Origin of the sequence: Rhodococcus sp. WS1 (assembly GCF_003797745.1) — a bacterium.
In the GTDB taxonomy this organism is placed as follows: domain Bacteria; phylum Actinomycetota; class Actinomycetes; order Mycobacteriales; family Mycobacteriaceae; genus Rhodococcus_F; species Rhodococcus_F erythropolis.
This window is the reverse complement of record NZ_RKLZ01000002.1, coordinates 755,376-782,358: the sequence shown is the minus strand read 5'-3', so window position 1 is coordinate 782,358 and position 26,983 is coordinate 755,376. Positions and strand designations below refer to the sequence as shown.

Here is a 26,983-nt window from a genome sequence, read left to right as displayed (position 1 = left end):
CATCCGTTGCCGCACTCCCGATCAACGAGACTTCACGCGCTGTGACGTGCGAGGCACTCGGCTATCACCTCGAGCGCATATTCGAGGTCCGCGGATTCCACTCGCCCGTAGCCGATGACCAATCCGCCGGGGTCTCCGTGCGTTCGGGTGGACTCGACCAGGGTGGGCACTTCGACGCCGAGTTCAAGTGCCTCGCGAGCGACGGTGGCTGCCAGATCCGCGTCGAGCATGAGCGTCGTGTGCATGCCGGCGCCGAGTCCGCGCAGTTCACCGAACGATGACAGTGCTTCCTCGACCGCCCGATCGCGCTCGCGGTACCTGCGCCGGGCGGTACGTACCGCTCGATCCCATTCGCCGTCACGGAGCAGGGACAAGAGTGCTTGCTGCAGCGGAACCGACGGGAAGTCGCCGATTCGCTTGCGGTGTACTGCTATGCGGTCGACCAGGTCGAGGGGAGCTACCAACCAGCCCAATCGAATTCCGGCGCCGAGCGTTTTGGCAACCGTTCCGAGATATACCACCCGATCAGGAGCCAACTGGGCGAGCGCAGGCAAAGGCGCTACGTCGTAACGGAATTCGGAGTCGTAATCGTCCTCGAACAGGACGACGTCGCGGGCGCGTGCGAACTCGATCAACTGGTTGCGCCGACCTACCGGAAGCAGCCCACCTGTCGGATACTGATGGGACGGTGTCACATACACACCGCGGACGCCCTCCGACGCCGTTTCGAGTTGGTCGACACAGAGACCATGAGCGTCGACGGGCACGTCGAGTAGCGACCATCCACAGGCTGTTGCGGCCGAGGACGCATACCGGTACCCGGGATCTTCCATCGCCAGAACAGCACCACGGGTACGCAGAGCCGACAGGGCGAGGCCGAGACCATGCGTGGCACCTGAGGTGATCAGGATTCTCTCGGGTTCAACCGACATTCCGCGGGCTCTTGCCAGCAATTCCGATAGTGCCGAACGCAATTCGTAGTCACCCGCAGGATCGGGATCCTCGAATGGTGGCGGTTTGGACCCGACGTCACGCCACGCCCGCCGCCACGCTGCCGATGCACGCGGCGGCGTCCACGGCACGCCTGGCCGGAGCTGCACCCTGGGCGACATCTTGTCGGCGGTCTTCTTCGGTGTAGTCGTGGGAGTGACCACGGGAGAGGGCGCCTCGGCAACGAAGGTGCCCGAGCCGTGCACAGCGACAAGCCAACCCTCGGCAATCAACTGCTCATACGCCCGTTCCACGACGCCCCGCGCCACCTCGAGCTCCGCCGCCAGCTTCCGGGAACTGGGCAACCTCAGTCCCACTGACGCCTTACCACTGCGGATATCAGCTCTGAGGTGGTCGGCAATCTGGATCGGGAGCGCCCGCCGATCTGTCCGGTCGAGGACGACGGCTACCGCCGAAGGAAGAAACATTCAGAACCCTCTCGGAAGTGAAAAATCGAAGTGGCCTATCGAAGTCTCCACTGATTGGACCATGACTTGAAGCCACTTTGCCACCAGCATTGTCTGCATGACAGATTCCGTTGTCTTTGCTGCCCCTGCTCCTGCCCCCACTGCACCTATTCCGCTGTCCCCGACAGCACGTACGACGCACAAGCGCGCCCGCCACCACGGCGTCGCAGAACGCGCGGCACTCGTCGACGTCTTGCAGTCCGCGAAGCTGTGCCACATGGGCGTGAACGTCGGCGGAGTTCCCATGGTGTTTCCCACCGCGTACGGGTTCGACCTCGACGGCCCTGACCGCGGCGGGTCTATTTATGTTCACGGCTCGGTGGCCTCGCGAAGCTTGGCTCCCGACAGCGAAATCTGCATCACCATCACGATCCTCGACGGGCTCGTGTTGGCGCGGTCGGGCTTCCACCACTCGATGAACTACCGCAGCGGCGTCATCATCGGATCACCTCGAGTCGTGACCGACGGCGACGAGCGAGTGAAGGCTTTGAATCTGATCGTCGACCAGGTGGTTCCCGGACGTTCCCAACACTTGCGGGATCACACGCGCAAGGAAATGGCGGCAACCATCGTTCTTGCACTGCCGTTGTACGAGGCTTCCGTCAAGGCCCGCACCGGCGGCCCCGGCGACGATGCCGCCGACATTGGTGTCGAAACCGTTTGGGCTGGAGTAGTTCCCGCAGCTACGCACTTCGGTGAACCGATCCCGTCCGAGGATCTCGACTCAGGTGTCGCGCTTCCGGACCATATCTCGACGATGCTCTGACCGCACACGCGAGTCCGACAAACGCAGCTCGCACCGGGGCATGGCTATGCCCCGGTGTGTACGTATTCAGTTGCGCCCGTTCAGGCTGCTGTGGGTGGGCTGTTCCCGCCGATCGGCTGCTGGAACGGATCGATCGACATCGGTGGATAGAACACTGTTTTTCGATCCGGTCCGATCTCCACCCGCCACTCCGTGTGGTGCATCGTCCGGTGGTGATGACCGCACAACAAGATCAGATTGTCGAGATCTGTTGGGCCACCATCGTTCCAGTGAACGATATGATGGGCATCGCACCACCCCGACGGAGTCCCGCATCCCGGGAACGCACACCGCCATCACGAACTGCCAACGCCCGCCGCTGCGGCACCGTTGCTGTTCTCGCTTCCTTACCGCAGTCGAGCGGAACACCATTTTCATCCAACAAAATTCGGGTGACGGTGCAGTCGCAGGCCAACATCCGGGCAGTGTCGATACTGATCGGCCCTCCCAATCCGTCCACGCAAACACCAACTCCTCAGTGGACGGCAACAGGTCTTTCAGAACTTTCAGGTCCGTCATGTCTTTCGCCGATGCGGTCACCGTGATGTGCGGTTTCACCCCGCCCTCGATCGGACCCAACCCCGCCCGCTCATACCGGCGCAACAATTCACAAAACCCGTCCGCACGCCGTAATGCCGGAGTACGCGTGTCCTTCACACCGTCCTTCTCCGGCGTCGGCGCCGACAAACTCGACAACAACGTGATCAGACGGGCCCCGTTCACAGCATCCAGATCGCCCTTCACAGTTACTCTGCCGTACAGGCCTTTCGAGGCGTAGAACTCGTTGCGCTCCGAATCTTCGCCGACCGGAACACCGTCCTCGCGTTTTCCGTACTGCTTCTCGATCCGCCGAATCGCTGCCCGCACCGCATCACAATCGGCAATGTTCTTCGACGCCAACCCCAACAGAATTCCGCGAGCCTTGTCCACATCTGCCAGGGTCATGTTCTTCGGTGGATGCTGACAAAACGACGCCACCTGACGGGCTTTCAACGCATCCACATCACCGCGGTGAAACGCATCCGCCACCACGGGTTCGAGCATCAACAACCGCGCCAACCCGACCAGCAGACTGCACTCACCGATCTCCAAATTCGTCGAACCATGCAACCACTGCGCGATCGCCCGAAAACCCTTCCCACCGAGAACCTCACGGGAAAACATCTCCACGATCAGCAACACCATCTGCGACTGCAACTCGTGCCGGGCGCGCACCAGATCGAGAACCTCACTCTTGAGGTCCTCGCCATCCAGCTGCCACGCATCCCGACTGTCCATGCAGCAATCATATTCGAACACAGTTTCGAATACAAGAGAATATCGAGATGAAACTAGCTGCTAATCAACAACTTTCGCATTCCAGACAGAACGGGCATGTTCTTGGGTGGCTGTGGAAACCTCCGCTTGGCCGCCCATGAAGGGCCGGACAAGATCCAGCGGCAAGGGGAAGACAACGGTGGAGTTGTTCTCGCTACCGATCTCGTGAAGTGTCTGCAGATATCGCAATTGCAGGGTGGTCGGATTGCGGCTGATCACCTCGGCCGCCTCGGCGAGCTTGGCCGAAGCCTGAAACTCGGCGTCGGCGTTGATGATCTTGGCTCGACGTTCACGTTCGGCCTCTGCTTGCCTGGCGATGGCGCGCTGCATGTTGGCTGGAATCTCGACGTCCTTGATCTCGACGGTCGTGACCTTGACGCCCCACGGTTCGGTCTGCTGGTCGATGACTTTCTGCAGATCCTCGTTGAGGCGTTCACGTTCGGATAGCAGCGAGTCCAGCTCAGCTTTACCGAGGATGGAGCGCAGTGTGGTCTGGGCGATCTGTGAGGTGGCGGCCAGAAAGTCCTCGACTTCGACTATCGAACGGTCAGCGTCGACGACCCGAAAGTACGTGACGGCGGTGACCTTCACAGGAACATTGTCGCGGGTAATCACTTCTTGGACCGGTATTTTCAGCGTGACGGTTCGCAGACTGACCCGTTCCATACGATCGATCGCCGGCACCAGAATCACCAGGCCTGGGCCTTTCAAGGTGATCAATCGGCCGAGGCGGAACACCACCGCGCGCTCGTACTCGCGCAGAACTCTCACCGACATTCCCACAAGGACTGCAATCAGCACGACAAACACGGACAACACGACAAGCACGGTGGTCATAGCGGCAGCTCCCACGGTTCACGACGGCGCACTCTCAGAGTCAGGCCTCGTACCTGCTCTACGACGACGGATTCGCCCACGGCAGGCACAGAGTCGTCGTACCCGAATTCCATTCGAGCACTCCATAATCCGCCGTCAAGCTCGACCTGCCCCTGCACGCCCGTCCAACTGCGAACGGTCGCGTCGGAACCGACAAGAGATTCCGTCCCGGTACGCACGGGAGCGCGGCGCGCGGTAAGCGCTTTTCGACTCGCTACCGCCACCACGCCCAGGCCGACTACCGCGACCCCCGCCGTCACCGGGATCGCGATCAATTGCCCGATACCGTCGGATGTGAAAAGCATCCAGACGCCGGCACCGATCATGAGTGCTCCAAGCACACCGAGCACCCCCGCGGTTGGGGCATGCGCCTCGACCACGATCAACAGGACGCCCAGCACCAGGGCAACGACACCGATCGTCGTCATCACTCGTCTCCACGCTCGCGAGGACGCGGTCACGTCGCGTAGCCATTGTGCGATCGCGCCCTCGGCTTCAACGGTAATCACGTTCGGCCGGATCTGCCACAAGCACTTCACGCCAGTTCAGAGAAGCACTTCACCGATCTGTCGCGCAGTCACCTTGGCAAGGTCGGCGAGGAACGGAATCCGTTCGTCGATCATCAGCTCGACCGGACCACGAAGCCCGAGAGCGTAACGCACAGTGCCGGATCCATCGATGATCGGAATTCCGATCGTTCGGTAATCCGGGGTCAACTCCTCGTCGTTGAATCCGTATCCTCGCTCACGAGTCAGTTCCAATTCCCGGCGGATACCGGCAACATCGGTGATCGCACGCTGAGTGGTCGCTTCACGTGGCAGCGCAGCGAGCTCGGAATCGTCGACATCGGACCACGCCAGAAACGCTTTCCCGAGTGCGCTCGCATGCAAGGGAAGGCGGACACCCTGGAGCACGTGCCCGTCGGCCTCGCGCCACCGACTGAATCCGAGCAACACCACCTCACTTCCACTTCGCACTGCCAGGGAGGCGGATGCTCCTGTCGTCGCGGCCAATTGCTCCAAATAGGGCTCGGACAGATAGATCCGATGCTGCCGGTAGGAGACCTGTCCGTAGGCCGCAAGCGCCGCGCCGATGCGATACCGACTGGTTGCGTCGTCCTTCTCGAGGAACCCCGCGTCGACGAGCGACTGCAGCAATCGATGCGTGGTGCTGACCGCAAGCTCTTGTCGCCGCGCAACTTCCGAGACTCCCAGTTCTTCGCCACTGCGAAAACATGTGAGCATGGTCAGGGCACGGGTTACCGTCTGAACTCCCGCGCCGCGTGCGTCCGTCACGAACGATCCTTTCGCTGTGGCCTGATCGACCTGAGAATCGGACGCTAACACGGACCCAGCAGTCCGGCCATCCTTTCCGTCAGGTGGAAAGGAAGCAGACGCGGACCCACAAAAGCCCAGATGAACAGACTTCCGATGTTGTCAAGATTTCCAATCTACAGAAAACAAACGGGGGTAAAACAGACACGCACCCAATAGCGTCATCGTCGTCAGTTCTGACGAATCAACGCCTGAAGGAGCCACATACATGTCCCGCTTCCGCCGACTGCCACGAGCTGCCGCTGCGCTCGCCATGATCCCGCTGGCCGGGTTGGCGGTGGCGTGTGGGTCTTCCGATTCCGACAGCGCCGCAGGCAATTCCAGCGCCGACTTCACGCTCAAAGTCTTCGATCCCGGAAACTCCGGTGCCATCGCCGTCGGCAAGCGTGACGGAACCTACGACGAGGCGCTGGCACCGCTGGGCGCAAAGATCGAATGGGTCAAGACCACACCGGGATTCAGCTCCAACCTCAAACTGTTCAACAGCGGAGAACTCGACATCCAAACCGGCGCATACAGTCCCGTCGTCGGCGCACTGTCCAAGGACGTGGGTGTCCGCATCTTCGCCACGTCCGACCCGTACAACAAGGACCAGGCCGGCATCATCGCCACTCCGGAATCCGGAATCAAGACCGTCGCAGATCTGGCCGGCAAGCGCATCGCCGTCAACCCTGCAGGTAAGGGCGAGTACATCACGCTCAAGGCCCTGACACAGGCCGGAGTGCCGATCGATTCCGTCGAACGCGTTCCGCTGCAACAGGCTGACGCGGCGTCGGCGTTCTCCACCGGGCAGGTCGACGCGTGGGCATCGTTCCTGATTCCGTATCAGGAGGCGAAGGCCAAGGGCGCGGTCGAGATCGCAACCGAGGCGAGCATCGACTCCGTGGACAGCACCATCATCGCCGGCCGCACCGCAGTACTCGAAGCCCATCCCGAGGTTGTCCAGAAGTTCCTCGAGGTCACCCAGGAACTCACCGCGAAGCAGCAGGCCGACCCAGCAGCCTTCGAGAACGTCTTCGAACAGACCGGTCCGCGTGCACTCTCCGGACAGCGACTCGACGACGCGATCACCCTCGGCGGCCAGATCACCAACTTCCGCTACCCGACTGCAGCCGACGCTACCGACCTCGAATCCATCTCCACGCTGTTCGCCGAGAACAAGGTGATCCAGCAGCCCCTCGAGGGCAGCGACGTGATCTTCGACCTCCAGGGTGCTGTGGCAGGTTCGGCAGCGGCAGCGCCCACCACCGAGGGGAAGTGACCCGATGGTGACGCTGACCCGGCCCGCACGAACGGCGTCGCCGTCGGTGGAGCATCCGCAACTCGAAACGCCCCGCTACCGGCGCAATCGCAGCAGGCCCAAGTGGGTCTCGATCCCCCTCCGCTTCCTCGTGCCCGCGCTGCTGGTTGCCGGATGGTGGATCGGATCCGCTACCGGACTGATCCGCGAAGAGATCCTGGCCGGACCTCCGGCGGTGTGGACGGCATTCGCCGAGCTGTACCAGTCGGGTCAGTTGGTCGACTTCGGTCTCGCGTCGCTTCAACGTGCTGCACTCGGTGTTTCGGTCGGTGTGATCGTCGGATTGGTGCTCGGGGTTCTCTCCGGTCTCTCCTCGCTCGGCGAAGAACTGATCGACTCGACCATGCAGATCAATCGCGCGGTCCCGTTCCTCGCGCTCGTTCCGTTGTTCATCGCCTGGTTCGGTATCGACGAAACTTTCAAGGTGGTCCTGATCGCGGTCGCGACCGTCGCCCCCATGTACGCGTACACCTACCTCGGTGTGCGCGGGGTCGATCGCAAGATGGTGGAAGCGGCACAGGGTTTCGGACTGACAGGTTGGCGACTGGTGTTCGGAGCGATTCTTCCGACCGCCCTCCCCGGCGTTCTGATGGGGCTTCGAATCTGCCTGTCGCTCAGCATCACCGGATTGATCGCAGCCGAGCAGGTCGGCACACGTGAGGGCATCGGATACCTCGTCACCCTGGCGCAGGAATACAACCGTACCGACTACATGGTTCTGTGCATCGTCATGTACGCGGCGCTGGGTCTCATCTTCGACGCCGTGGTCAGGCTGATCGAGCGGTACTCCATGCCGTGGCGGAGATTGTCGGTGGCGCGGTGACGAACACGACCGTCGGCTCGCTGCCTACCTCCGAAGCACCTCTGCCGCCGTTGGCAACGCGTGAGCGGACCGGCACCACTGCGGCCGAACGACGAGCCGGATCACCGGTGGCAGTCTCACTCACCGGAGTGCGGAAGTCGTTCGGTGACAAGACTGTTCTGGGAGGTATCGACCTCGAGATCACACGCGGAGAGTTCGTCGTTCTCCTCGGCCCCAGCGGCACCGGCAAGACGACCCTGTTGCGAGTGCTCTCCGGTTTGGAAGCACCGGACAGCGGCGAGGTGCTGGTTCCGCGCGACCGCACGGTCGTCTACCAGGAACCGCGATTGATCCCGTCGAAGCGAGTTCTGGCCAATGTCACAGTCGGACAGAAGCGGTCACGTCAGGTGACCGACAATGCACGCAACGCACTCTCCGAGGTCAACCTCGCGGACAAGCACCGTGCCTGGCCGGCCACCCTCTCCGGCGGCGAGGCCCAACGCGTCGCATTGGCTCGCGCTCTCGTTCGCGAACCTGAACTATTACTGCTCGACGAACCGTTCGCGGCCCTCGACGCTTTGACCAGGCTCCAAATGCAAGACTTGGTAGGCGATCTGGTCGCCCGCCACCGTCCGGCTGTACTACTCGTCACGCACGACGTCGACGAAGCCGTACGACTTGCCGACCGCGTGCTCATCCTCGACAAGGGCGGGTTTGCCGTGGACGTCGACATCGACCTGCCACGCCCCCGCGATCGGAACGATCCCGAATCTTTGCGCTACCGAGCGAGTTTCCTGAAGGAACTCGGTGTCGGCCGCACCTTCCCCGACGGACAGGACAGTCATGACATTGATCGCTGATTCCGCAATCGACACACTCTGGTACACCCGCTGCCCCGTTCCCACCGCCAGCGGTCTCGCCAACAGTCTCGGTTGGCTCGGCCGGACGGCAAACGAATCCGGAGTGCGTTTCGGCGTACTGCAAGATGCCGGACCGGAATTGGCAGTGCGCCATTTCGATCACCATCTCTCCGGACTCATTCGCGAAGGCGGCAACGTCCCCGCACTGGCTGCGCGTGCCAGTGGTTCTCCGACGAGGCTCATCGGGCTCACCTGGATCGACGAGGCCCAGGCAATCCTGGTGCGCGGAGACTCCGACATCCGCGAAGCAGGTCTTCTGGCCGGCGCTCGGATCGGTATCCCGGCCTGGGCTGCGGATCAGGCCAGGAGCTTTCCTCGCGCCATGGCCCTGCACGGCTTCGCCTCCGCACTTCGACTGGGCGAGTTGAGTTTTGCCGACGTCACCCTCGTCGAGGTTGCGACGACCGCAGCCCCCGAGGTCCGCACCGCCTCGTCCACCCGCAACACGACGTGGGGTGTCGAATCCCTGCTCCGCGGCGACGTCGATGCCATCTACGTCAAGGGTGCCCGCGCCCAGGAAGTTGCCCGCGAACACGGCCTCGCCGTTGCCGTCGATCTCGATTCCACTGCATCGCTACGTGATCGCGTGAACAACGGCACCCCACGACCAATCACGGTTCATGCCGACCTACTCGAACAGCGCCCGGACATCGTCGTCGGTTTCCTCGCCGAGAGCCTGAGAGCGGCGGACTGGGCCGCAGCCAATATCGACGAGGTCCGAGCCGTGCTGCAGACCGAAACACAGTCCGGGCCCGAAGGTGTGGTGGCAGCGTACGGCGAGAACTTCCACACCGGACTGCATTTGAGCCTGTCGGACGAGCGTGTGGACCTGCTCGGCGTGCAGAAGCAATTCTTGTATGCGCACGGCTTCCTTGCCGCCGACTTCGACCTGCAGTCCTGGGTGGCGCACGAACCACTGGAACAGGCACGCGCACTTGTCGCCGCGCAGAAGGGCACAGAAGAATGACGGACGTCTACTGGGAGCTGCCCTCGCGTGGTGACGGACGCCGGGCCGTGGCCGCGCTGAACAGTCGCGGCGGCTTTGGGCCACAGCGACCGACTACCGTCGCGACCGATGTTCGCCCCGGAAACTTCGGGCCCTTCGACGAATTGGCACAGATCGTTCTCGCAGTCGAACTGTCGGGCGTCGACGGCGTTGTCGCACCGTACGATCCGAATGGCGAAGAATCCTGGATCGTTGCTGCCGCCGCCCTACGTCAGACGCGTCATTCGCGAGTGGTCGTGGAGTTTCACCCCACTTTCGGCACCCCCGTCTACGCCGCCAAAATGTCGGCGACACTTCAGCGCCTGTCGGCAGGTCGTCTCGAATGGCGAGTGAAGGTAGAGACGGACCCCGAAGACGCCGCTGCTCGCGGAGACGTGGTTCGAGGAGCCGACCGCTACGCGCGCGCCGCGGAGTTCCTGACCGTCGCACGCGGTGTGTGGAACGAGGAACAGATTCTCCCCGGCGGATTCGGCGGCACGGGTTACGACTTCGACGGCGAGTACTACGACGTACTCGGCGGCGGATTCCGAGGCATCTTGTCGGGGCTCCGTTTTCCCCGAGTACATCTGACCGGAGACTCACCGGAAGCTCTGGAACTCTCGGCCCACCATGCCGATGTCCATCAGTTCACCCTTGCCGGTGACGAGTTGTCGACACGGATCACCACCCTCGATGACCGAGCATCCGAACTCGGCAGGACCGTCGAGAAGGTCCTGCTCATCCCGATCATCGCGAGGGAGACAGCCGACGAAGCCTGGGCTCGCGTCGAACGGCAACTGAGAGAATCCGATTCCGCTGCACTCGAGATCGATCGGGGCGGCATCCTGTGGTCCGGATTCGACCGCATCGGCTACGAGCACAGTATCGGCCTCGTCGGAAGCTACGAGGAAGTGGCGCAGCGATTGTCGTCGTATCGCGATCTCGGCGTGGACGGTTTCGTCCTGTCAGGTCGACCACACATCGAAGAGTTGCACCGGGCGGGCGAGCATCTCCTCCACCTGGTCGATCCCGAGGGTCGGATCCGCAAGGAAGAGAAGGCCACCAGAGAAGAGAAGGCCACCGCATGAGCATCGATTTCTATTGGCGGATCGGGATGGAAGGCGACCACGCGTCGCTGCGTACTCCGCGTCGCTACAACCGCGGCGATGCCGGTGGATACGGGCCGGGCAACATCGCTCCCGCGATCCGCGGCGGCGAGTTGGACGGATACAGCTACATCGACCACATGGCCGCGGTGGCAAAGGCTTCCGAGTCTGCGGGCTTCCTCGGTGGACTGCTGCCGTCCTTCCCGATGACCGAGGATCCGTGGGCGACCGCAGCAGCGTTGGCCGCCGAGACCACCACGTACCGTTTCATGGTCGCGTTCCAACCAGGGTTCCTTCACCCAGTGCAGGCCGCGCGGATGTCGGCGAGTCTGCAGCGAGCAACTGGCGGACGTCTGGTTTACAACATCATCAGTGGCGGAGGCGGAGCGCCTCAGCTGTGGTGGGGCGACAAGGTCGACCACGACGATCGCTACACCAGGACATCCGAGTTCCTCGATGTCCTCAAGGGTGTGTGGGACGGCGAACCTTTCGACTTCGACGGTCGCTTCTTCCAAACCCACGGTGCTGCACTGCCACCCGGACTTGCCGGCCAGCCGTTTCCCGAGGTGTACTTCTCCGGATCTTCGGCAGCAGCCGTCGCCGCCGCCGGACTGCACTCCGACTATTACCTTTCCTGGCTGGAACCGTACGCCGATCTGAGAGCCAAGATCGACGGCGTGCGGGAGAATTCGGCCAAGCTGGGCCGCACCCCGAAGTTCGCCGTACGCATCGACGTCGTTGCCCGGCACACCGAAGAAGCCGCCTGGGCCGAGATCGAGAAAGGCTGGGCCTTCGTCGACAAGGGGGCCGCCGACCGCGCAGCGCAGGGTGATTCGGTGGGCGCCGCCCGCATCAAGGGGTGGGTGCCCGAACACATCACCGGTTACCGAGATCTGGAAGTGCAGCCCAACGTGTGGTGTGGCTTCAGCCTCATCCGCGGCGGACCGGCGTTCGGACTGGTCGGCAGCTACGAACAGGTCGCCGAAAGACTCGACGAGCTCCGCGAACTGGGCGTCGACGCCTTCATCCTCGCGGGTAACCCGCATCTCGAAGAGGCATACCGCGTCGGCGAAGAAGTTCTTCCCCTCCTGCAGCGCACCCCGATCACACCTTCTGGACTGGAGACTCGATGACCACCACCGAAACTCGACTCGACGCCGATACCGCAGCATTCGTCGAAGAAGCGCGCAAAGCAGCAGACAAAGCATTCGACGTCTTCCGCAAGACCGGAACGGTTGCAGCCAACGGGACCGTGAACTTCGTCGAACGCGTACCCGGCACCGAAATCGCGGTCGCCCTGAACGACCCGGGACCGTGGGCGGACGATCCGTCGGTGTCACCGGTTGTTGCTACGTTCGATGGAGAGGTGCTGTCCGGCAACGGATCGGCCGGTTTTGTCACCGGCTACGCGTCAGTGTTCCGTGAGCATCCGGAAATCACCAGCGTTGTCCACATCCACACTCCGTGGCTCGGCGGTTGGGCCCAGACCCATCGGACGTTGCCCATCCGCTATGCGGCTTCGCAGAGGCTGACGCTCTCCCGAGAGATTCCGCCGCACATCGATCGATCCCGGTCTGCAGGCGAGTTCATTCTCGAGCGTCTCGAACACGATCCCGATCTGGTGGCGATCTTCGAAGCCAACGGCGGGGTCAACGTCATCGGCCGCAGCGGGTTGCTCGACCTCGCGAAGTTCGTCGTCCTCCTCGAGGAAGGCGCGCAGTTCCAGGCGATCGCCGAAACCCTCGGCGGTTCAGTCGAATTCGATCCGTCCAACCTCACGGTCCAGTGGGGCCGTAGCGGACTCGCCGACGAGGCGCGTCGACGCGGCCTCATCTAGCCACCCCCCATCACTGATTCAGAACAGGAAAGCGTAGATCTCATGACCGTTCGCGTCGGATACTTCCCACACAACAATTCACTGTTCGTTTTGCGCCACACCGGAATCCTCGAACGTCGTCTCCCGGACGTCGAGTGGGTGGACCTGCGTGAGCTTCCCGCCAAGCCTGCAGTGAACCCGGAAAACGCCTTGCCGACCCTGCACTCGGACTGGCTGTTCGAGGAGGGCGGATACGATGTGATCGGAACCGGATTCACGCCGCCGGTCACCGGATTGGCTCAGGGCCGCGATCTCGTCTACATCGGAATCTCCGGCCCCCGCGTGGAGAACGGGCGCCTGGTAGTCAAGGCAGAGTCCGAGATCAACACGGTAGAGGACCTGCGCGGCAAGCGCGTCGGCATCGCGCACGGATCATGGCAGACCACACTTTTGTTGTTCGCCTTGGATCAGGCGGGGCTGACCTGGTCCGACATCGTCCCTGTCGACACCGACGTGCGCGGTGGTGGAGCGGACCTCGTCGACGGCACCATCGATGCCTGGGTAGGGGCGTACCCGGGGCTGACCGACATCGAAGCGAACCACGAACTGCGCACGCTGATCGCCACCGACGGACTCTTCAGCCACCCCTCACTGTGGTTCACCCGGCGCGATTTCGCGGATACCAACCCGGAGGCCCTCCAGGCGATCATCGAGGCCCTGCAGGAATCCGACGCCTGGATCGAAGCCAACCCCCGCGAAGCCGCGCAGATCTTCGTCGACGACATCGAGAAGCGTGGCGGGTCCGCGAGCATCAATGCCTGGGAAGCTGCACTGCGCGGACGTCCTTTCGGTGTCAACCCGGTCACCGACGAGTTCCTCGACGAGCAGCAGCGCGCGGCCGATCTCCTGCTGAGCAACGGACTACTGCCGCAGGCGGTCACCGTCCGCGAAGCAGTCGTGCCGTGGATCAGCGAGTTCGTCGGTTCGGATCGTTCGTCGATCTGAGGGCCCACACCTGACAGATCCGCTTCACACGTGACAGATACCGAACGGTCTGCCATTGTGAAGAGATGCGGCGGCGCGTGGGTGAGAGTTGGTCCACGCGACCAGTCTCAGGGGTAACCCCTGGGTCGGCCAGAAGAATTGGATACTGCGTCCACCGGCGTTCGGCACGCTCCGCGTGCTTGCCGCCGCACCGGACAAAGGATTTGGTCACCCCGCCCCGTCGCATCCCGGAGTCGAATCATGCGTGACTTCGAGCTCGATCCCGAGTTGGCGCGTCGTCTGGCCGTTGCGGCTGCTGACGCTCCGTGGACCCTCAGCGGCCTCGAGGAGGCATTCGGAACCGTCTTCGGCGTTTCCCCGACGCTCCTGGCCGTGCGCGTTCTCGACCTCATGCCCGCCCCACCGTTCGAACCGCAAACGCTGTACCGATTGCTTCGCGAACTACCTCGCCTGCGGCCTGTTCCTCTCTCACTGGACACCAATGAATCTTCGGTGTGGCGGTTCGACGTTCCCCGCTACAACACCAGTGTGGACCTGGCTCGTTCACTGGATCTGACGATCTCCGAACTCGAGTGGTTTGCCGACCGAGGGGAATGGCTCCGCACGAAACCCCTACCGCTACGCCACTACCGGCCCATGCAGATCAGCAAGAAGACCGGCGCTCGCCTCCTCGAGGTACCGAAACCTCGATTGCGCGAAATTCAGCGCAAGATTCTGCGCCGCATACTCGACCTGGTGCCCCCACACGACGCGGCACACGGATTCGTCCGTGGTCGAAGCCCTCTGACTTTTGCAGCGCCGCACGCACAGTCGGAAATCGTGATCGGTGTGGACCTCGCGCAGTTCTTCCCCTCGATCAGCGGCAGCCGCGTCCACTCCGTCTTCACCGCCCTCGGCTATCCACCCGCAGTGGCGGGAGTTCTCACCGGATTGTGCACTGTTGCAACACCTGCCGATACCCTGCGCGGCCTACCGTATGCACAGGCATCACAGCTACGCACCGCGCATCTTCCGCAAGGCGCGCCAACTTCGCCTGCACTGGCGAATCTCGTCGCGCGCAAACTCGATATCCGCTTGAGTGGACTCGCACAAGCGAACTGGCTCACCTACACCCGATACGCCGACGACCTCGCCTTCTCCGGAATTGAAGTAGCCGACGTCGGAACCCTCCTCTGGAGCGTCGAGCAGATCGCCAGGGACGAAGGGTTTGCCATCCATCCACGAAAGACCAAGGTGATGCGCCCTCATCGACGCCAACACCTCACCGGGCTGGTGATCAACGACCAACCGTCGTATCCACGCGACGACTACGATCGCTTGCGTGCCCTGCTGCACAATGCCGCCAGTACTTCTGCGCAGGAACAGAATCGGGACGGTATCGAGAACTTCCGCGCCCACATCTACGGCCGGATCGCGCACATCGGCGAAACCAGCACTACGCGCCGACGCACATTGCTGCGCCTGGCTGAACGTGTGGATTGGGACGGCTAGTGCCCGCGAGCAGTCAGACCCGCGGTGTGTACGCCATGCATTCGACCTCCATGTGCGCACCCAGCGCCAGTCCGTCTGTTCCGAACGCACTGCGGGCCGGCAGTCTCGACGCCGGGAAGTACTCGAGGTAGACCTTGTTGAACTCCTGCCAACGAGACATGTCGTCAAGCATGACAGTGCATTTGAAGATTGCTTCGACGCCGGAACCGTAAGCGATCAGCGAAGCCACGATGTTCTCCATGGTCTGTCGAGCCTGCGCTTCGAAGCCGTCGGCCAAAGTCCCGTCCGGGAGCATGCCGATCTGACCCGACAGATACAGAACGTCTCCGACGCGCACTCCGGTGGAGAACGGCGTATCGAAAGCGGGTGGGATGAACTCGACGGTCTGAGATGAATCCATTAGATCTCCTCGGAGTTGGAATATGCGTGACGAGTTGGTGTTTCAGCGCACTGGGCGGGCACGAACATCGGCCAGGAAGTGCGCCACCAACTCGTTCCACGTGTGTGGGTCCTCGAAGTAGGGGGAGTGGCCGCGGTCGGCAAGTTCGACCACTTCGGCGTGGGGCAGGAACTCGGCGGCGCTGCGAATCCGCTCGGGTGTCATCAAATCGTCCAGCTCACCCGCGATCAGCAGAACCGGCGCCGTCACCGCGGCAAGATCGCTCGGCGAGTAGTTGTGGGCCTTGAGAATTCGGAAGAACTCGGTGTCAGGTGGGCGATGACCGAAGGTGCCGAGAGCTTGGTACAGGTATGCCCTCGCCATGTCCAAGCTCGGCAACCGTCCGCCCACAGCGGGGTGTTCCCCCAGTGGCCGCGCCGTGACGGGCGCCGCGGTGAGGGGAGGTGCGCCGTCCGGACCGAATCCGACGGGAATACCGCCGGTCGTGCAGGCCAGGACTACCGACTCCACCCGCTCCGGAACAGCGATCGCGGTCCCCAATGCGGCCCAACCGCCCATCGACTGGCCGACCACGTGCGCTCGATCGACCTCCAACAGGTTCATGATTTCGATCAGATCCGAGACTGCCGCTACCGGGTCGTGGTTGCCCTTTTCGTTGGTGGACCGGCCGAATCCTCGCTGATCCCAGCTGATTACCCGATAATGCTGAGCGAAGTACGGTAACTGTTGGTACCAGACCGCGGCGTTGCCGCCGAGACCGTGCGTGAGAATCAGATCCGGGCCTTCGCCGGCAGTCTCGTACCAGACCCGTTCGCCGTCTGCGACGGTGATGAAGCCCTCGGTCCGTGAAATCATCCTTCTTCTCCTGTGTCGGACGGGCGCTTGCCCGAAGTGTGGTCAGTGAGGAGTTGCTGCACTTCATCGGTGGCCCGAAGCAGGTGTTCTTCGACCATTCGCGTCGTTTTCGCATCGAAGTCGGTATCGAACCCGATCACCGTCAACGCGCAGAGCGGAGATCCCTTGCGGGAAGACACTGCACGCGAGACCGAACCGATGATGTCCTGAGATCGTTTGTGTACAACGGCGAATCCGGTTTTCTGCGTCTCGGCTATGTCGGCGAGAAAGCCGGTGGGGCCTTCCAGTGGATAGCCGCTCTTCTCCACCATCGCCAGGTAGGGCGCCCGGGTGTTGTCCTCGAGTGCCGCGACCAACGCGAGCGGACCCGCGAACCGGTGCGGCGGAAGCAGATCCCCGAGCATCCGAGTGATCATCTTGAGTCTCTCGGGACGCAGCGCCGCGATGATCCGCGTTCCGCCGCTCTCGAGAACCTGCAGATTCACCATCATGTCGGTGCTCTCGGACAGCACCCGCATGGTCGGATCGCACAAGGCCGCCAACGAGTGCGCTGCCGCTTCGTGGGAAACCTGCAGTGCAGCCGGGCCGGGGAGATAGCGACCGTCGTAGCGGAAGACCCAACCACGGTTCGCGAGTTCTCCGAGCACTCGGTGCGCAGTCGGGCGGAGCATCCCGACTTCTTCTGCCAGTTCGCTGAGCTTCATCGGCGTGGTCGAGCGCGCGATGGCCTCGAGTAGATCCAGCGCTTTGTCGACGGCGGACGCAGAACCCTTCGTCATCCGATCCCCTCCCGGTGCCGTGGATGTACCCGGCGATCCGAAATCTCGTGTTCTTGGAAAACCCTTGGCATTCGTCTTGGAAATTACTATAGTCACAACAATCGTTCCGGCGTACGGAATTCTTTGAGCGTCTTCACCTTCCCACCGGATTACCGGCAAGGAAGTCATATCTTTCCCAGCGAGAGGCTTTCGGACATGACGGTTGGACATACCCTTCGGTCGACACCACGGTTCAGAGTTGTTGCCCTAGCTGCGGTCGCGACCGCAGCATTGGCACTGACCGGCTGCTCGAGCGACGCCACGGCCTCCGACGACGGGGGCACCCAGACCACCACGATTCGAATCGCACCTCAGCCGATCGCAGACTTCGCACCGATCTGGCTCGGAATGGAGCAGGGATACTTCACCGACGAAGGACTCGACATCCAGCTCGTCGAGGGCGGCGCCAGTTCCTCGGCTCAAATTCCGTTGCTGCTCAGCGGAAATGCAGATATGGCAGCCACGACCGCCGCCGCCGCAATTCAGGCACGCAGCCAGAACATGCCCGTCACCATCGTCGGAGGGCTCACGAATTTTGCCGCGAGTGACGGCGTCGACCAGTCCGGCCTCGTTGTCGCCAAAGACAGTTCCATCAGCGGCTTCCGTGACCTCGAAGGCAAAACCGTTGCGATCAGCGGATTGAAGTCCGTCAGCGAGGCAGTCATCTCTGCTGCGGTGGAGAAGTCCGGTGGAGCAGCGGACAAGATCTCGTTCATTCAGGCGCCCATGCCCAACCTCGGTGACCTTGTTTCCACTGGCGGAGCCGATGCGGCATTCCTCATCGATCCGTTCCTGAGCAAAGCAACCGACTCGGGGCTGAAGATCCTCGGCCACCCCTTCCCCTTGGCCGCGCCCGGTGTGCCAGGGACCTCGCTGGTCGCTTCGGAATCGTTTGTCGACGCGAACCCGGACTCACTCGCCAAATTCCGTACGGCGCTTGCCAAATCCGTCGACTACGCCAATCAGAATCCGGGCGCCGTCAAGGCTGCACTCTCGACACAAGCCAAGATTCCGCTCGAAATGCTGGCCAACAGCAAGAATCCTCAGTTCGTCGCAGTAGTGGAACCGGGTGCTCTCGGCACGGAGATCGAACTGCTGGTCAAGTACGGGGTACTGACGGATTCGGTCGAGGCCGATTCCTTGCTGACCCCGGCCAACTGAGTTGTCCGCCTTGACAACCCTGCAGACTCGCCGCAGGCAGGTTCTGCTCGGTCGGCTGCTGACGCTCTTCGCGTTGGCAGCCGCCTGGCAGATCTTCGGAATGCTCGGCGACGAGGACGTCAAAGGTATTCCGAAGTTCAGCGACGTGGCAGTGGCACTTGTGAACGAACTCGGCACGTCCTCGTTGTGGACATCACTGGGACAAACGGTGACCACCACAGCGATCGGATTGGCGCTGTGCCTGGTCATCGGGATCCCGGCAGGACTGCTGCTCGCCGCGCACCCGTTCCTGACGGTCTCCTCCCGTTTCGTCATCGACTTCTGCCGAACCGTTCCGCCGCTCGCAATCATTCCGCTCTTTCTGCTGATCATGGGCCCGACGCAACGGATGGCGGTGGCACTGATCGTGGCAGTAAGTGTGTGGCCGATTCTGCTCCAGACGATTCACGGTGTGCGCAACGTCGACCCGGAACTGCTGGCGACCGCACGCTCCTTCCGACTTCCGCTGTGGCGCAGACTCGCTCTCGTCGTCGCACCGGCGTCGATGCCCTACATCTTCACCGGGATTCGCATCTCGGCAACACTGAGCTTGCTGCTGACCATCGGTGCAGAATTGATCGCGGGCGTGCCGGGACTCGGTAAGGAGATCTTGCTGAGCCAATCCGTCCCCGATCGAATGTTCGCACTGATCATCGTCGCCGGACTACTCGGAATGCTGCTCGCCTTCGCCGTGATGGCGATCGAGAATCGTTTACTTGCTTGGCATTACATCCCGAGGAGGATGACGACGTGAAGATGATGTCAGGACTTCGACTCCTCGCGTGGGAGTTGTGGCTGCCGATCTTGATCGTCGTCGTATGGTACTTCGGTTCGGAGTCGAGCAAGTCGCCCTACTTCCCGCCACTGTCGCGTATCTGGAAAGCGTTTGTGGACAACTGGTTCGGTCCGGGATTCGCCCACGACGTCGTACCGAGCTTGACCAACCTTGCCTTCGGTCTTGCCGTGGCACTGGTGGTCGGCATCGGCGCCGGTCTCCTGCTGGCACTGTTCCCGCTGACTGCCGATATTGCCGATCCGTTTCTCCAGTTCTTCCGCGCCATTCCGGCGCTGGCCGTATTGCCCGCCCTCTTCATCGTTTTCGGAACCGGTTCGACGGGTAACGTTGCCGCCATCGCCTTCGGTGCGGTCTGGCCGATACTCCTCAACACCCTCGACGGCATTCGCTCCATCGACCCGAGTATCCGATTGGTGGCGCGCAGCTACCGGATCCGTACACCCCTCCTGGTGACGCAGGTACTCCTCCCCGGAGCGATGCCACAGATAACGGTCGGTATCCGTACCAGTCTCGCGATCGGTGTCGTCATCATGGTCGGCAGCGAAATGTATGTCTCCACTGCAGGAGTCGGCCACTTCGTGATCGTCGCGCAACAGACATTCGCCATCGCGGACATGTGGTCCGGAATTCTCCTGTTGGGAATCATCGGATACGTGCTCAACCTCGGATACGGCGTGATCGAACGATGGTTGCTCAGATGGCAGCCGCGGACCCACGACGCTCTCGCAGTGAAAGGAAACTGATGTCATCCACAGAATCTGCGGCATCGATACCCGCAGTCGAACTGAGCGGCCTCGGGGTGACCTACGGCGGCCCCACCGGCCGCGAAGTGCTCCGCGGGATCGACCTTACGGTCGCACCGGGAGAAATCGTCTGCATCGTCGGCCATTCCGGCATCGGCAAAAGCACGCTGATTCGTTGCATCGCCGGTCTGCAGAAGCCGACCACCGGTGAGGTCCGCATCGCCGGGATCGCGATCGATGCACCGCCGGCCACTCTGGCTCTCGTGTCACAGGACTACGGACGCACACTGATGCCGTGGCTTCGAGTGGGCGAGAACGTTCGCCTGCCGCTGCGGGGCAACGGTCTGGCGCGGAAGGTTCAGAACGAGAGGGTTACCGATGCACTCGCCGTTGTCGGTCTAGGTGGTGCTGCGCGTTCCTACCCCTGGCAGTTGTCCGGCGGAATGCAGCAGAGGGTAGCGATAGCTCGCGCTCTCGCCTATCGGCCGCAGGTACTCCTCATGGATGAACCCTTCGCGTCGGTCGATGCGCAGACCCGCGCGGAACTCGAAGACCTGCTGCTGACGCTTCAACGTGATCTTGGTATCACCGTCCTCCTGGTCACCCACGACGTCGACGAGTCGGTGTACCTGTCCGATCGAGTGGTCGTACTCGGCGGAACGCCGGCATTGATGCAGGACATCGTCGACGTCCCGTTGACCGGAGCTCGAGATCAACTGACCACCAAGGCGGACCCACTGTTCATCGAGTGCCGTACCAGGGTGCTGTCCGCGATCCAGCAGTCCAAAACGGTGGCGCCCGTGTAGTGGGCACCTCGCCTAGTCTGGCTCCGTGATCCTTCTCCTCATCGGCCTCGCGCTGCTCGGATTCTGCGGCTACCGGTTCAGGCAGGATCGGCGGAGGCTGAGCAACGGCGTCTATCTACTTCTCGGAGTGATCTTCACCGGTCTGTGGATGCTGCAGTCGGGTGCACCGGGGACGGAGATCCCGTCGTTCGTCATCGCGACGATCGCTCTGCTCTCGCCGTTGCTGGTGCTCCTGCTTGCAGGATTCCTGATCGTCAACGGGGTCACGATGCTGCGGCGCGAGGGATTCAGCGTGGCGAACCTGCTCTCCCTCGTCGCCGGACTCGGACTGCTCGTTCCCTACGTACTGCTCGCATCAGCGTTGCTGACGCAGAGATATTGGCTCGCAGTCGTTCTCGGATCGTTCAGCCTGGTCGCGTCGTACCTGGGGTTTCTGTTCACGAGCTTTCTGCTCTACTCCTACGTGTACGGACGCCAGAAGTACCAGCCCGGGATGGACGCGATAGTGGTGCACGGCGCCGGGCTTTCGGGTGCCGACGTGACGCCCCTGCTGGCCAGCCGTCTGGACAAGGCCGCGGACGTCTTCCGCGCCGAGGTCCGCGAAGGACGTTCACCGCTGTTGGTCGTCAGCGGCGGGAAGGGATCGGACGAGGTGGTCAGCGAGGCTGAGGCAATGTGCGTCTACCTCGTCGATCACGGGATCCCGCGCGAGAACGTGATGCTAGAGGACCGTTCGACCACCACGCTCGAGAATCTCGAGTACACCAGGGACCTTCTCCGAGCCGACACCACGAAGCCTCGAATGGTTCTGGTCACCAGCAACTTCCACATACTCCGAACCGCAACGTTTGCCCGAAGCCTCGATCTGGACGCAGAAGTCATCGGTTCCCACACCGCCCGGTACTACCTGCCGAGCGCTATTCTGCGCGAGTTCGCCGCCGTCACGGTGGAACACAAGTGGCTCAACGGAACGGTCTGCCTGATACTCGCCGCCCTGCCCCCACTGGTTGTCTGGGCGGCAGGAGGCATTGCGTAGCAAGCCTCACCGAATCAGGCTCTCGACGCCCATCGGTCGGCGACCCAGAAGCAGTTCCACGGCAGCACTGCCTGCAAGGAAGTCGTGGTGGTTGTAGAACTCGAACATCGCCGCCAATCGTGAGCTGGCGTTGACGTCCAGGCCGCTGCCGATCTGTTCACGCCATTGATCCACGCTGATCTGTTCTATCGCGACGGTACGTGACGTCTGCTTCTCCACCATCTGTGCCACCTCCATGACGCTCAGAGCTTGCGGGCCGCCCACCTCGTACGTCGCTCCGTGATGCTCGCCCGGGCCCTCGCTCAGGACGACCGCGGCAACAGCTGCCACGTCCGCCAAACTCACGAACGAGAACCTCGTGTCCGCGCTGTACGGCACGACGATGGTCTCTGACCGACCCGTGAGTACTGCTTCGAAATTCTGCGCGTATGCACATGGCTGCAGCACAGTCCATTTCAAGGGCGAACGATGCAGTTCGTCCTCACACCTGGCTTTGTCCAGGTGATGCGGCATTGACGGGCTGAACGGCCACGCCACGGAGTGATAGACAAAGTGCTCCACCCCCGCCGAAGCCGCTGCCGTCAGCGCATTGCGAAGCAGCGCCGGCTCGTCGGGATGGACGTTCGGGGCAATGAAGTACACCCCTCGGCACCCGGCGAGCGCCTTGCGCAGCCCTCTTCCCGTTTCGAGTTCTACCTCGAAGTCCCCGTCGACACGCGCCTTTCGCACCAGTCGCCGAGCTGTCACGCTCTGCGGCAGTGCAGCGACGACTGCCTCACCGGTCTTACCCGCGGCGCCGATCACCGCGATGTCGGCGCCGCGAGCAATTCCGTTCTCCATGAGAGTTTTCCGTCCTAGACGTAGTCGTAGACCGCTGAGGTGGCGCCACCGGAAAGCTGCGCGTAGCCCGGACCCCGATCGAAGAAGGGTTCGTTCTCACCGCGCTCCGAGCGCAACTGATCCCGTAGCTCCGTGGTAGCAGCCTCGTCGACCGACGGCTCGTCACCCTCGATCACGACAACACCGTAGTCGTCGCGTGCACCCTCCACGGAAACCTTGCGCCACTGAATGTCTCGCAAGACCTCTTCGATCGGGCGCTCCAGTGGATCTCCCCAACCGCCACCACCGGTGGTGCGAATCCGTACGACCTCGCCGGCCTTGATCGGCTCGGCATCGGTCAGAGCGTCGAACTCACGCTCGTTCGGTCCACCCGGATCCAGGACCACGGAGAACGGCCGACCGGCCTTGCCGCCCTTGACTCCCCAGCAGGCGAGGATCGAACGATCCGCAATGGACATGAAGTGCGCATCCTTGAGCATCCGGATGTGCTTCTCATATCCCAGGCCGCCGCGGTAGCGTCCGGCTCCGCCGGAATCCATGGCCAGACCGAGCTTCTCGACGATGAAGGGGAAACGGCTCTCGGTGAATTCGGTCGGCAGGTTCCGTGAATCGGGAACGACGTGAATCGTGTCCTCACCGTCGGCGTAATAGCGTCCGCCCGAACCGCCGCCGAGCACCTCACGCATGAGGTACGAGTGACCCTCGAAGTCTTCACCGTAAACACCGGTGTACCTGATGGTCTCCTGGTCGGCGGGCATGTTGCCGTCCACAGCCTTGGCGACGACGCCGGCCAGCACTCCGAGCAGACGGAGGATGACAAAGGTGCGAGCGTTGGTGGGGGCAGGGAAGATCGGGGTGATCAATGTTCCCTTTTCGGGGAACTTCATCTCGATCAGCGGTACGACGCCCTCGTTGACATCCAGTTCGGCCATGCGCTCCGGGGTGTCCGCGAGGTTACGCAGAATCGGGGCCAACCACTTGATGAGGAAGTTTCCGTCCGCGTAGTCACCGCAGTGATTGATCGGGCCCTTTGCCTGCGGTCCGGTTCCGTTGAAGTCCAGGATGAGTCGCTCGCCGCCCTCGTCCTCCGGCCGCGTCTTCGTGAGCGTGATCCGCTGGATGTGGAGCATCGGCTCGTCGACGCCGTCGTGCTCGGCGTAGTCCTCCCACGTGTACTCACCGACCGGGATCTTGCTGAGGATCTCGCGGCGGTACGTCTCGGTGGTCGCGTCCATCATCGCGTCGAAGCACGACTCGACGGTGTCGACGCCGTAGCGCTCGAACAATTCGGTGAGTCGACGCGCCCCCATCAGGCACGCCGAGCACTCGGCGTCGAGGTCAGCTGCGAGAGCGTCCGGCATGCGGGAGTTACGCGTCATGATGCGCAGCGCCGCCTCGTTGGGAACTCCCTGGTCCCACAGTTTGATCGGCGGAACCATCAAACCCTCTTCGTACACCGTGGTGGCGCCGGACGGCATGGAGCCGGGGCAGCAACCGCCGATGTCGTCGTGGTGACCGAATGCCTGAACGAACGCAACAACCTTCGGCTCGGCATCGGGAGTGACGCGGGCGAAGACAGGCACCGTGACGCAGAGGTCGGGGAGATGGCCGATGCCACCTTCGGACAGGTAGACGTCGTTGTGGAAGTACACGTCTCCCGGCTTCATCGTCTCGAGTGGGAAGTCCCGGGCGATCGGATGAACCAGGGCGGAATACGAACGGCCCGTGAGCTTGCGGAGGTTCCGGTCGTGAATACCCGCGCGGAAGTCGTGAGCGTCACGGATCATCGGCGAACGCGAGGTGCGCGAAATGGAGGTCTCGACCTCCATTTCCACGCTGGCGAGGTAACCGGCGACGATCTCGACCAGAATCGGATCAGGTGACGCACCGTCGGTAGCGGTGAGTCGGTACGGCTTGGCCGCGGTGGCAGCAGCAGCATCGAGAATGGCGGTCATCACTTCACTCCGTTCGAGTCGGAAGACTTCGAGATACGAATGTTCCCGAAGGTGTCGATACGTGCCGAGAATCCGGGGTGGATCGGGACAGTCGAGCTGAACTCCTCGATCACGGCCGGTCCTTCGATGACGTCACCCGCACCGAGCAGCGTGCGGTCGTAGGTAGCAGTTTCGACCCAGCTGTCGAAATACGATTGCCGCGAACCGGTTCGGGCGGTGTCGGCGCCAGTGCCGGCGGGGATCTCCTTGAGCGTCGGACGCTTGATCGGGCCGATGCCACTCACGCGCAGGTTGACCCATTCCACGTGCTGCGACGGGTCTCCCCGGAAGTCGTAGCCGTACAGTTCGCGGTGCGCCTGATGGAACGCCTCGGCCGCGTCGTCCATGATCTGCGCCGTGACGGTACCTTCCGCCACCGGGACGCGTACCTCGAAGGCCTGACCGAGGTAACGCAGATCCGCAGTACGGGAGTACTTGCGCTGCGTCTCGTCGAAACCCTCTTCGGCGAGCGCGATCTCGGCTTCGCCGGCCAACGCGTCGAACTGGCTCTGCAGGTCTTCAGCCTTCAACCGGTCGTGACGACTGACATGCGTCTGGACGTAGTCGTTGCGGACATCGACCGTCAGCAGACCGAACGCGGAGACGTTACCCGGATTGAGCGGGACAAGAACGTCTTTCAGACCCAGGATGTCGACGAGACGGCAGGCGAGCAGGGAGCCGGAGCCGCCGAACGTCACGAGGGTGAAGTCGCGAACGTCGAGGCCACGCTTGACCGTGATCTGACGCAGGGCGTTGGCCTGGTTCCACGCCGAAACCTCGAGGACACCGACCGCACACTCCTCGAAGCCCAGACTGAGCTGTGTTGCAAGCTCTTCGAGGCCCTTGCGTGCCAGTTCTGTGTCGAGGGGAATTTCGCCGCCGAGCAGATGGGGTGGGATGCGCCCGAGCAGGACGTGCGCGTCGGTGATGGTCGGTTCGCTGCCGCCCTTGCCGTAGCACAACGGTCCGGGATCGGCGCCCGCCGACTGAGGGCCGACGCGGAGGGTGCGTTCCGGCGTCATCCACGCGATCGAGCCACCTCCGGCGCCGACGGTCACGACGTCGATCATCGGGATCTTCGAGGGGTAGTTGCCTACTCGCCCTTCGGTGGTCAGCGCGGGCTCGCCGCGAACCACGACGGTGACGTCCGTCGATGTTCCGCCGCCGTCACAGGTCAACACCTGCTCGACGCCGGCCGCATCGGCGATCAGCGCAGCACCGAGAGCTCCGGCAGCCGGTCCCGACAGGACTGTCGTAATAGGCTGGTGAACAACCTCTTTGGCTGACAGGACACCGCCGTTGGACTTCATGACGTAGAACGGTATGTCGCGGGGTTCGCCGTCGGTGGTCGAGAACTCACGCAGACGATTCGCGATGTTGTTCACGTAGTTTCGGATGTTCGGCTTGACCGCGGCGTCGACGAGAGTGGTGATGGACCGCTCGTATTCGCGGTACTCACGAAGCACCTGGCTCGAGATGCTCACCGTCGCATCGGGGAAGACCTCGAAGAGGATGTCGCGAACGCGCTCCTCGTGCGTCGGATCGGCGTACGAGTGCATGAGGCAGACGCCGATGGTCCGGATGCCGCGGTCCTTGAAGAACTGCGCTGCGCTGCGAACGCTCTCTTCGTCGAGCGGACGAATCTCGCTGCCGTCGAAGGAAAGCCGTCCACCGACGGTGCGTACACGATCGGCGGGAACGATGCGTTCGGGCTTGACCCAGAAGTACGAGTTGCCGTAGCCGTCCGGCACCGACTGACGAGCGATTTCGAGAACGTGCTCGTAGCCTTCGGTGGTGATGAAGCCGAGGTTCTCGACCTTGCCTTCGAGCAGCTTGTTGGTCGCAACGGTCGTGCCGTGGCTGACCGCACCGATCGAGTCGCCGCTCTCGCCGAGCTTGGCGAGTACCTTCTCGATACCGGCGAGAAAGCCCTCGGCGGGGTCCGCCGGGGTGGACGGGGTCTTGGTGGTGACGATGGCGCCGGTTTCGTCGTCCACTGCCACGATGTCGGTGAACGTTCCGCCGGTATCGATACCGACCCGAATCTTCCTGGGTTCCACGCTTCCTCCTGAGATCTTTGGCTCGTCTCGTCTGGTACCGATCGACGGTTGCGGCCTAGCCGGTGAGTGGCTCGTACCTGACGTGTAGTGCTATTCCACAGGTTCGGAAGGGCGGATTCTTTGTCACAATTCGCCGAATCGGGGGGCCAAGGTTCGGCGCACGATCACGAGCGGATCTTCGCCGGCGCCCCCGTGGGTTACGCGGACGTGAAAAACGCCCC

Annotated in this window: 25 protein-coding genes and 1 pseudogene; 15 read left to right on the top strand and 11 right to left on the bottom strand. The window is 62.7% G+C overall.

Translation table 11 applies throughout. From position 1 onward, the window contains the following. Positions 1 to 32: 32 nt before the first annotated feature. On the bottom strand, positions 33 to 1,418 hold the full coding sequence (locus EEB12_RS16100) for a PLP-dependent aminotransferase family protein (protein WP_084324690.1): 1,386 nt from the start codon (positions 1,416 to 1,418) through the stop codon (positions 33 to 35). Positions 1,419 to 1,515: 97 nt separating this feature from the next. Between EEB12_RS16100 and EEB12_RS16095 the strand changes: the two genes are divergently transcribed. After that, positions 1,516 to 2,223, top strand: a complete 708-nt coding sequence (locus tag EEB12_RS16095; RefSeq protein ID WP_021334672.1) for a pyridoxamine 5'-phosphate oxidase family protein — start codon at positions 1,516 to 1,518, stop codon at positions 2,221 to 2,223. An 80-nt stretch (positions 2,224 to 2,303) separates the two neighbouring features. Here EEB12_RS16095 and EEB12_RS16090 read toward each other — a convergent pair. From EEB12_RS16090 to EEB12_RS16075, 4 genes and pseudogenes are all read right to left on the bottom strand, one after another. Further along, positions 2,304 to 3,540, bottom strand: a pseudogene (locus EEB12_RS16090) (DUF222 domain-containing protein). A gap of 60 nt (positions 3,541 to 3,600) precedes the next feature. After that, a complete protein-coding gene (locus EEB12_RS16085) occupies positions 3,601 to 4,416 on the bottom strand; it encodes a slipin family protein (RefSeq protein ID WP_020971385.1) in 816 nt (271 codons plus the stop codon). Next, on the bottom strand, positions 4,413 to 4,883 hold the full coding sequence (locus EEB12_RS16080; protein ID WP_141488684.1) for an NfeD family protein: 471 nt from the start codon (positions 4,881 to 4,883) through the stop codon (positions 4,413 to 4,415). Before EEB12_RS16080 ends, EEB12_RS16085 begins: the two co-directional genes overlap by 4 nt. A gap of 117 nt (positions 4,884 to 5,000) precedes the next feature. Further along, a complete protein-coding gene (locus EEB12_RS16075; protein ID WP_020971387.1) occupies positions 5,001 to 5,750 on the bottom strand; it encodes an IclR family transcriptional regulator in 750 nt (249 codons plus the stop codon). Positions 5,751 to 5,997: 247 nt separating this feature from the next. Here EEB12_RS16075 and EEB12_RS16070 point away from each other — a divergent pair, with 247 nt between their 5' ends. The 9 genes from EEB12_RS16070 to EEB12_RS16030 all read left to right on the top strand — a co-directional run bounded on the left by EEB12_RS16070 (position 5,998) and on the right by EEB12_RS16030 (position 15,214). Further along, positions 5,998 to 7,050, top strand: a complete 1,053-nt coding sequence (locus EEB12_RS16070) for an NrtA/SsuA/CpmA family ABC transporter substrate-binding protein (RefSeq protein ID WP_021334440.1) — start codon at positions 5,998 to 6,000, stop codon at positions 7,048 to 7,050. 4 nt (positions 7,051 to 7,054) lie between these two features. Further along, positions 7,055 to 7,912, top strand: a complete 858-nt coding sequence (locus EEB12_RS16065; protein ID WP_019746071.1) for an ABC transporter permease — start codon at positions 7,055 to 7,057, stop codon at positions 7,910 to 7,912. Further along, positions 7,909 to 8,751, top strand: coding sequence for an ABC transporter ATP-binding protein (locus tag EEB12_RS16060; RefSeq protein WP_029256741.1), 843 nt, complete (start codon positions 7,909 to 7,911; stop codon positions 8,749 to 8,751). The genes EEB12_RS16065 and EEB12_RS16060 overlap by 4 nt, the downstream gene beginning before the upstream one ends. Beyond that, positions 8,735 to 9,778 carry an ABC transporter substrate-binding protein gene (locus EEB12_RS16055; RefSeq protein WP_141488109.1) on the top strand — a complete coding sequence of 348 codons (1,044 nt, stop codon included), beginning with the start codon at positions 8,735 to 8,737 and terminating at the stop codon, positions 9,776 to 9,778. Before EEB12_RS16060 ends, EEB12_RS16055 begins: the two co-directional genes overlap by 17 nt. After that, positions 9,775 to 10,884, top strand: coding sequence for an LLM class flavin-dependent oxidoreductase (locus tag EEB12_RS16050; RefSeq protein ID WP_141488108.1), 1,110 nt, complete (start codon positions 9,775 to 9,777; stop codon positions 10,882 to 10,884). Before EEB12_RS16055 ends, EEB12_RS16050 begins: the two co-directional genes overlap by 4 nt. Beyond that, positions 10,881 to 12,035 carry an LLM class flavin-dependent oxidoreductase gene (locus tag EEB12_RS16045; RefSeq protein WP_003946051.1) on the top strand — a complete coding sequence of 385 codons (1,155 nt, stop codon included), beginning with the start codon at positions 10,881 to 10,883 and terminating at the stop codon, positions 12,033 to 12,035. The genes EEB12_RS16050 and EEB12_RS16045 overlap by 4 nt, the downstream gene beginning before the upstream one ends. Next, the gene (locus EEB12_RS16040; protein ID WP_029256743.1) at positions 12,032 to 12,739 is read left to right on the top strand and encodes a class II aldolase/adducin family protein; all 708 of its coding nucleotides are present in this window, start codon (positions 12,032 to 12,034) and stop codon (positions 12,737 to 12,739) included. Before EEB12_RS16045 ends, EEB12_RS16040 begins: the two co-directional genes overlap by 4 nt. 42 nt (positions 12,740 to 12,781) lie before the next feature. Continuing rightward, positions 12,782 to 13,723, top strand: a complete 942-nt coding sequence (locus EEB12_RS16035; RefSeq protein ID WP_141488107.1) for an ABC transporter substrate-binding protein — start codon at positions 12,782 to 12,784, stop codon at positions 13,721 to 13,723. Positions 13,724 to 13,963: 240 nt separating this feature from the next. Then, complete coding sequence (locus EEB12_RS16030) at positions 13,964 to 15,214, top strand: reverse transcriptase family protein (protein WP_141488106.1); 1,251 nt, start codon at positions 13,964 to 13,966, stop codon at positions 15,212 to 15,214. Between the two features lie 13 nt (positions 15,215 to 15,227). Here EEB12_RS16030 and EEB12_RS16025 read toward each other — a convergent pair whose 3' ends face one another. Genes EEB12_RS16025 through EEB12_RS16015 form a run of 3 tightly spaced genes read right to left on the bottom strand, consistent with a single transcriptional unit; the run spans position 15,228 to position 17,248 of the window. Then, complete coding sequence (locus tag EEB12_RS16025) at positions 15,228 to 15,614, bottom strand: RidA family protein (RefSeq protein WP_003946047.1); 387 nt, start codon at positions 15,612 to 15,614, stop codon at positions 15,228 to 15,230. Positions 15,615 to 15,656: 42 nt separating this feature from the next. Further along, entirely contained in the window at positions 15,657 to 16,469 is an 813-nt protein-coding gene (locus tag EEB12_RS16020; RefSeq protein ID WP_141488105.1) for an alpha/beta fold hydrolase, read from the bottom strand. Then, positions 16,466 to 17,248, bottom strand: coding sequence for an IclR family transcriptional regulator (locus tag EEB12_RS16015; RefSeq protein WP_019746079.1), 783 nt, complete (start codon positions 17,246 to 17,248; stop codon positions 16,466 to 16,468). Before EEB12_RS16015 ends, EEB12_RS16020 begins: the two co-directional genes overlap by 4 nt. 195 nt (positions 17,249 to 17,443) lie before the next feature. On the opposite strand from EEB12_RS16015, the gene EEB12_RS16010 reads away from it, so the two are divergent. From EEB12_RS16010 to EEB12_RS15990, 5 genes are read left to right on the top strand one after another with little or no spacing between them, the layout of a single operon-like run. Next, complete coding sequence (locus EEB12_RS16010) at positions 17,444 to 18,448, top strand: ABC transporter substrate-binding protein (protein ID WP_029256745.1); 1,005 nt, start codon at positions 17,444 to 17,446, stop codon at positions 18,446 to 18,448. A gap of 10 nt (positions 18,449 to 18,458) precedes the next feature. Continuing rightward, positions 18,459 to 19,241 carry an ABC transporter permease gene (locus EEB12_RS16005; protein ID WP_020971398.1) on the top strand — a complete coding sequence of 261 codons (783 nt, stop codon included), beginning with the start codon at positions 18,459 to 18,461 and terminating at the stop codon, positions 19,239 to 19,241. A gap of 2 nt (positions 19,242 to 19,243) precedes the next feature. Next, on the top strand, positions 19,244 to 20,026 hold the full coding sequence (locus tag EEB12_RS16000) for an ABC transporter permease (RefSeq protein ID WP_258537307.1): 783 nt from the start codon (positions 19,244 to 19,246) through the stop codon (positions 20,024 to 20,026). After that, on the top strand, positions 20,026 to 20,832 hold the full coding sequence (locus EEB12_RS15995) for an ABC transporter ATP-binding protein (RefSeq protein WP_029256747.1): 807 nt from the start codon (positions 20,026 to 20,028) through the stop codon (positions 20,830 to 20,832). Before EEB12_RS16000 ends, EEB12_RS15995 begins: the two co-directional genes overlap by 1 nt. Positions 20,833 to 20,857: 25 nt before the next feature. Then, positions 20,858 to 21,868, top strand: a complete 1,011-nt coding sequence (locus EEB12_RS15990) for a YdcF family protein (RefSeq protein WP_019746084.1) — start codon at positions 20,858 to 20,860, stop codon at positions 21,866 to 21,868. Between the two features lie 6 nt (positions 21,869 to 21,874). Here the strand turns inward: EEB12_RS15990 and EEB12_RS15985 are convergent, their stop codons facing one another. Genes EEB12_RS15985 through EEB12_RS15975 form a run of 3 tightly spaced genes read right to left on the bottom strand, consistent with a single transcriptional unit; the run spans position 21,875 to position 26,762 of the window. Continuing rightward, entirely contained in the window at positions 21,875 to 22,708 is an 834-nt protein-coding gene (locus tag EEB12_RS15985) for an NmrA family NAD(P)-binding protein (RefSeq protein ID WP_029256748.1), read from the bottom strand. 14 nt (positions 22,709 to 22,722) lie between these two features. Then, the gene (locus tag EEB12_RS15980; protein ID WP_003946069.1) at positions 22,723 to 24,663 is read right to left on the bottom strand and encodes a hydantoinase B/oxoprolinase family protein; all 1,941 of its coding nucleotides are present in this window, start codon (positions 24,661 to 24,663) and stop codon (positions 22,723 to 22,725) included. Further along, positions 24,663 to 26,762, bottom strand: a complete 2,100-nt coding sequence (locus EEB12_RS15975) for a hydantoinase/oxoprolinase family protein (RefSeq protein ID WP_019746087.1) — start codon at positions 26,760 to 26,762, stop codon at positions 24,663 to 24,665. The genes EEB12_RS15980 and EEB12_RS15975 overlap by 1 nt, the downstream gene beginning before the upstream one ends. Positions 26,763 to 26,983: the final 221 nt, after the last annotated feature.

Coding starts and splice junctions, on each gene's coding strand:
- EEB12_RS16100 (WP_084324690.1), bottom strand. CDS start 1,418: ATGTTTCTTCCTTCGGCGGTAGCCGTCGTCCTCGACCGGACAGATCGG.
- EEB12_RS16095 (WP_021334672.1), top strand. CDS start 1,516: ATGACAGATTCCGTTGTCTTTGCTGCCCCTGCTCCTGCCCCCACTGCA.
- EEB12_RS16085 (WP_020971385.1), bottom strand. CDS start 4,416: ATGACCACCGTGCTTGTCGTGTTGTCCGTGTTTGTCGTGCTGATTGCA.
- EEB12_RS16080 (WP_141488684.1), bottom strand. CDS start 4,883: ATGACGACGATCGGTGTCGTTGCCCTGGTGCTGGGCGTCCTGTTGATC.
- EEB12_RS16070 (WP_021334440.1), top strand. CDS start 5,998: ATGTCCCGCTTCCGCCGACTGCCACGAGCTGCCGCTGCGCTCGCCATG.
- EEB12_RS16065 (WP_019746071.1), top strand. CDS start 7,055: ATGGTGACGCTGACCCGGCCCGCACGAACGGCGTCGCCGTCGGTGGAG.
- EEB12_RS16055 (WP_141488109.1), top strand. CDS start 8,735: ATGACATTGATCGCTGATTCCGCAATCGACACACTCTGGTACACCCGC.
- EEB12_RS16050 (WP_141488108.1), top strand. CDS start 9,775: ATGACGGACGTCTACTGGGAGCTGCCCTCGCGTGGTGACGGACGCCGG.
- EEB12_RS16045 (WP_003946051.1), top strand. CDS start 10,881: ATGAGCATCGATTTCTATTGGCGGATCGGGATGGAAGGCGACCACGCG.
- EEB12_RS16040 (WP_029256743.1), top strand. CDS start 12,032: ATGACCACCACCGAAACTCGACTCGACGCCGATACCGCAGCATTCGTC.
- EEB12_RS16035 (WP_141488107.1), top strand. CDS start 12,782: ATGACCGTTCGCGTCGGATACTTCCCACACAACAATTCACTGTTCGTT.
- EEB12_RS16030 (WP_141488106.1), top strand. CDS start 13,964: ATGCGTGACTTCGAGCTCGATCCCGAGTTGGCGCGTCGTCTGGCCGTT.
- EEB12_RS16025 (WP_003946047.1), bottom strand. CDS start 15,614: ATGGATTCATCTCAGACCGTCGAGTTCATCCCACCCGCTTTCGATACG.
- EEB12_RS16020 (WP_141488105.1), bottom strand. CDS start 16,469: ATGATTTCACGGACCGAGGGCTTCATCACCGTCGCAGACGGCGAACGG.
- EEB12_RS16015 (WP_019746079.1), bottom strand. CDS start 17,248: ATGACGAAGGGTTCTGCGTCCGCCGTCGACAAAGCGCTGGATCTACTC.
- EEB12_RS16010 (WP_029256745.1), top strand. CDS start 17,444: ATGACGGTTGGACATACCCTTCGGTCGACACCACGGTTCAGAGTTGTT.
- EEB12_RS16000 (WP_258537307.1), top strand. CDS start 19,244: ATGATGTCAGGACTTCGACTCCTCGCGTGGGAGTTGTGGCTGCCGATC.
- EEB12_RS15995 (WP_029256747.1), top strand. CDS start 20,026: ATGTCATCCACAGAATCTGCGGCATCGATACCCGCAGTCGAACTGAGC.
- EEB12_RS15985 (WP_029256748.1), bottom strand. CDS start 22,708: ATGGAGAACGGAATTGCTCGCGGCGCCGACATCGCGGTGATCGGCGCC.
- EEB12_RS15980 (WP_003946069.1), bottom strand. CDS start 24,663: ATGACCGCCATTCTCGATGCTGCTGCTGCCACCGCGGCCAAGCCGTAC.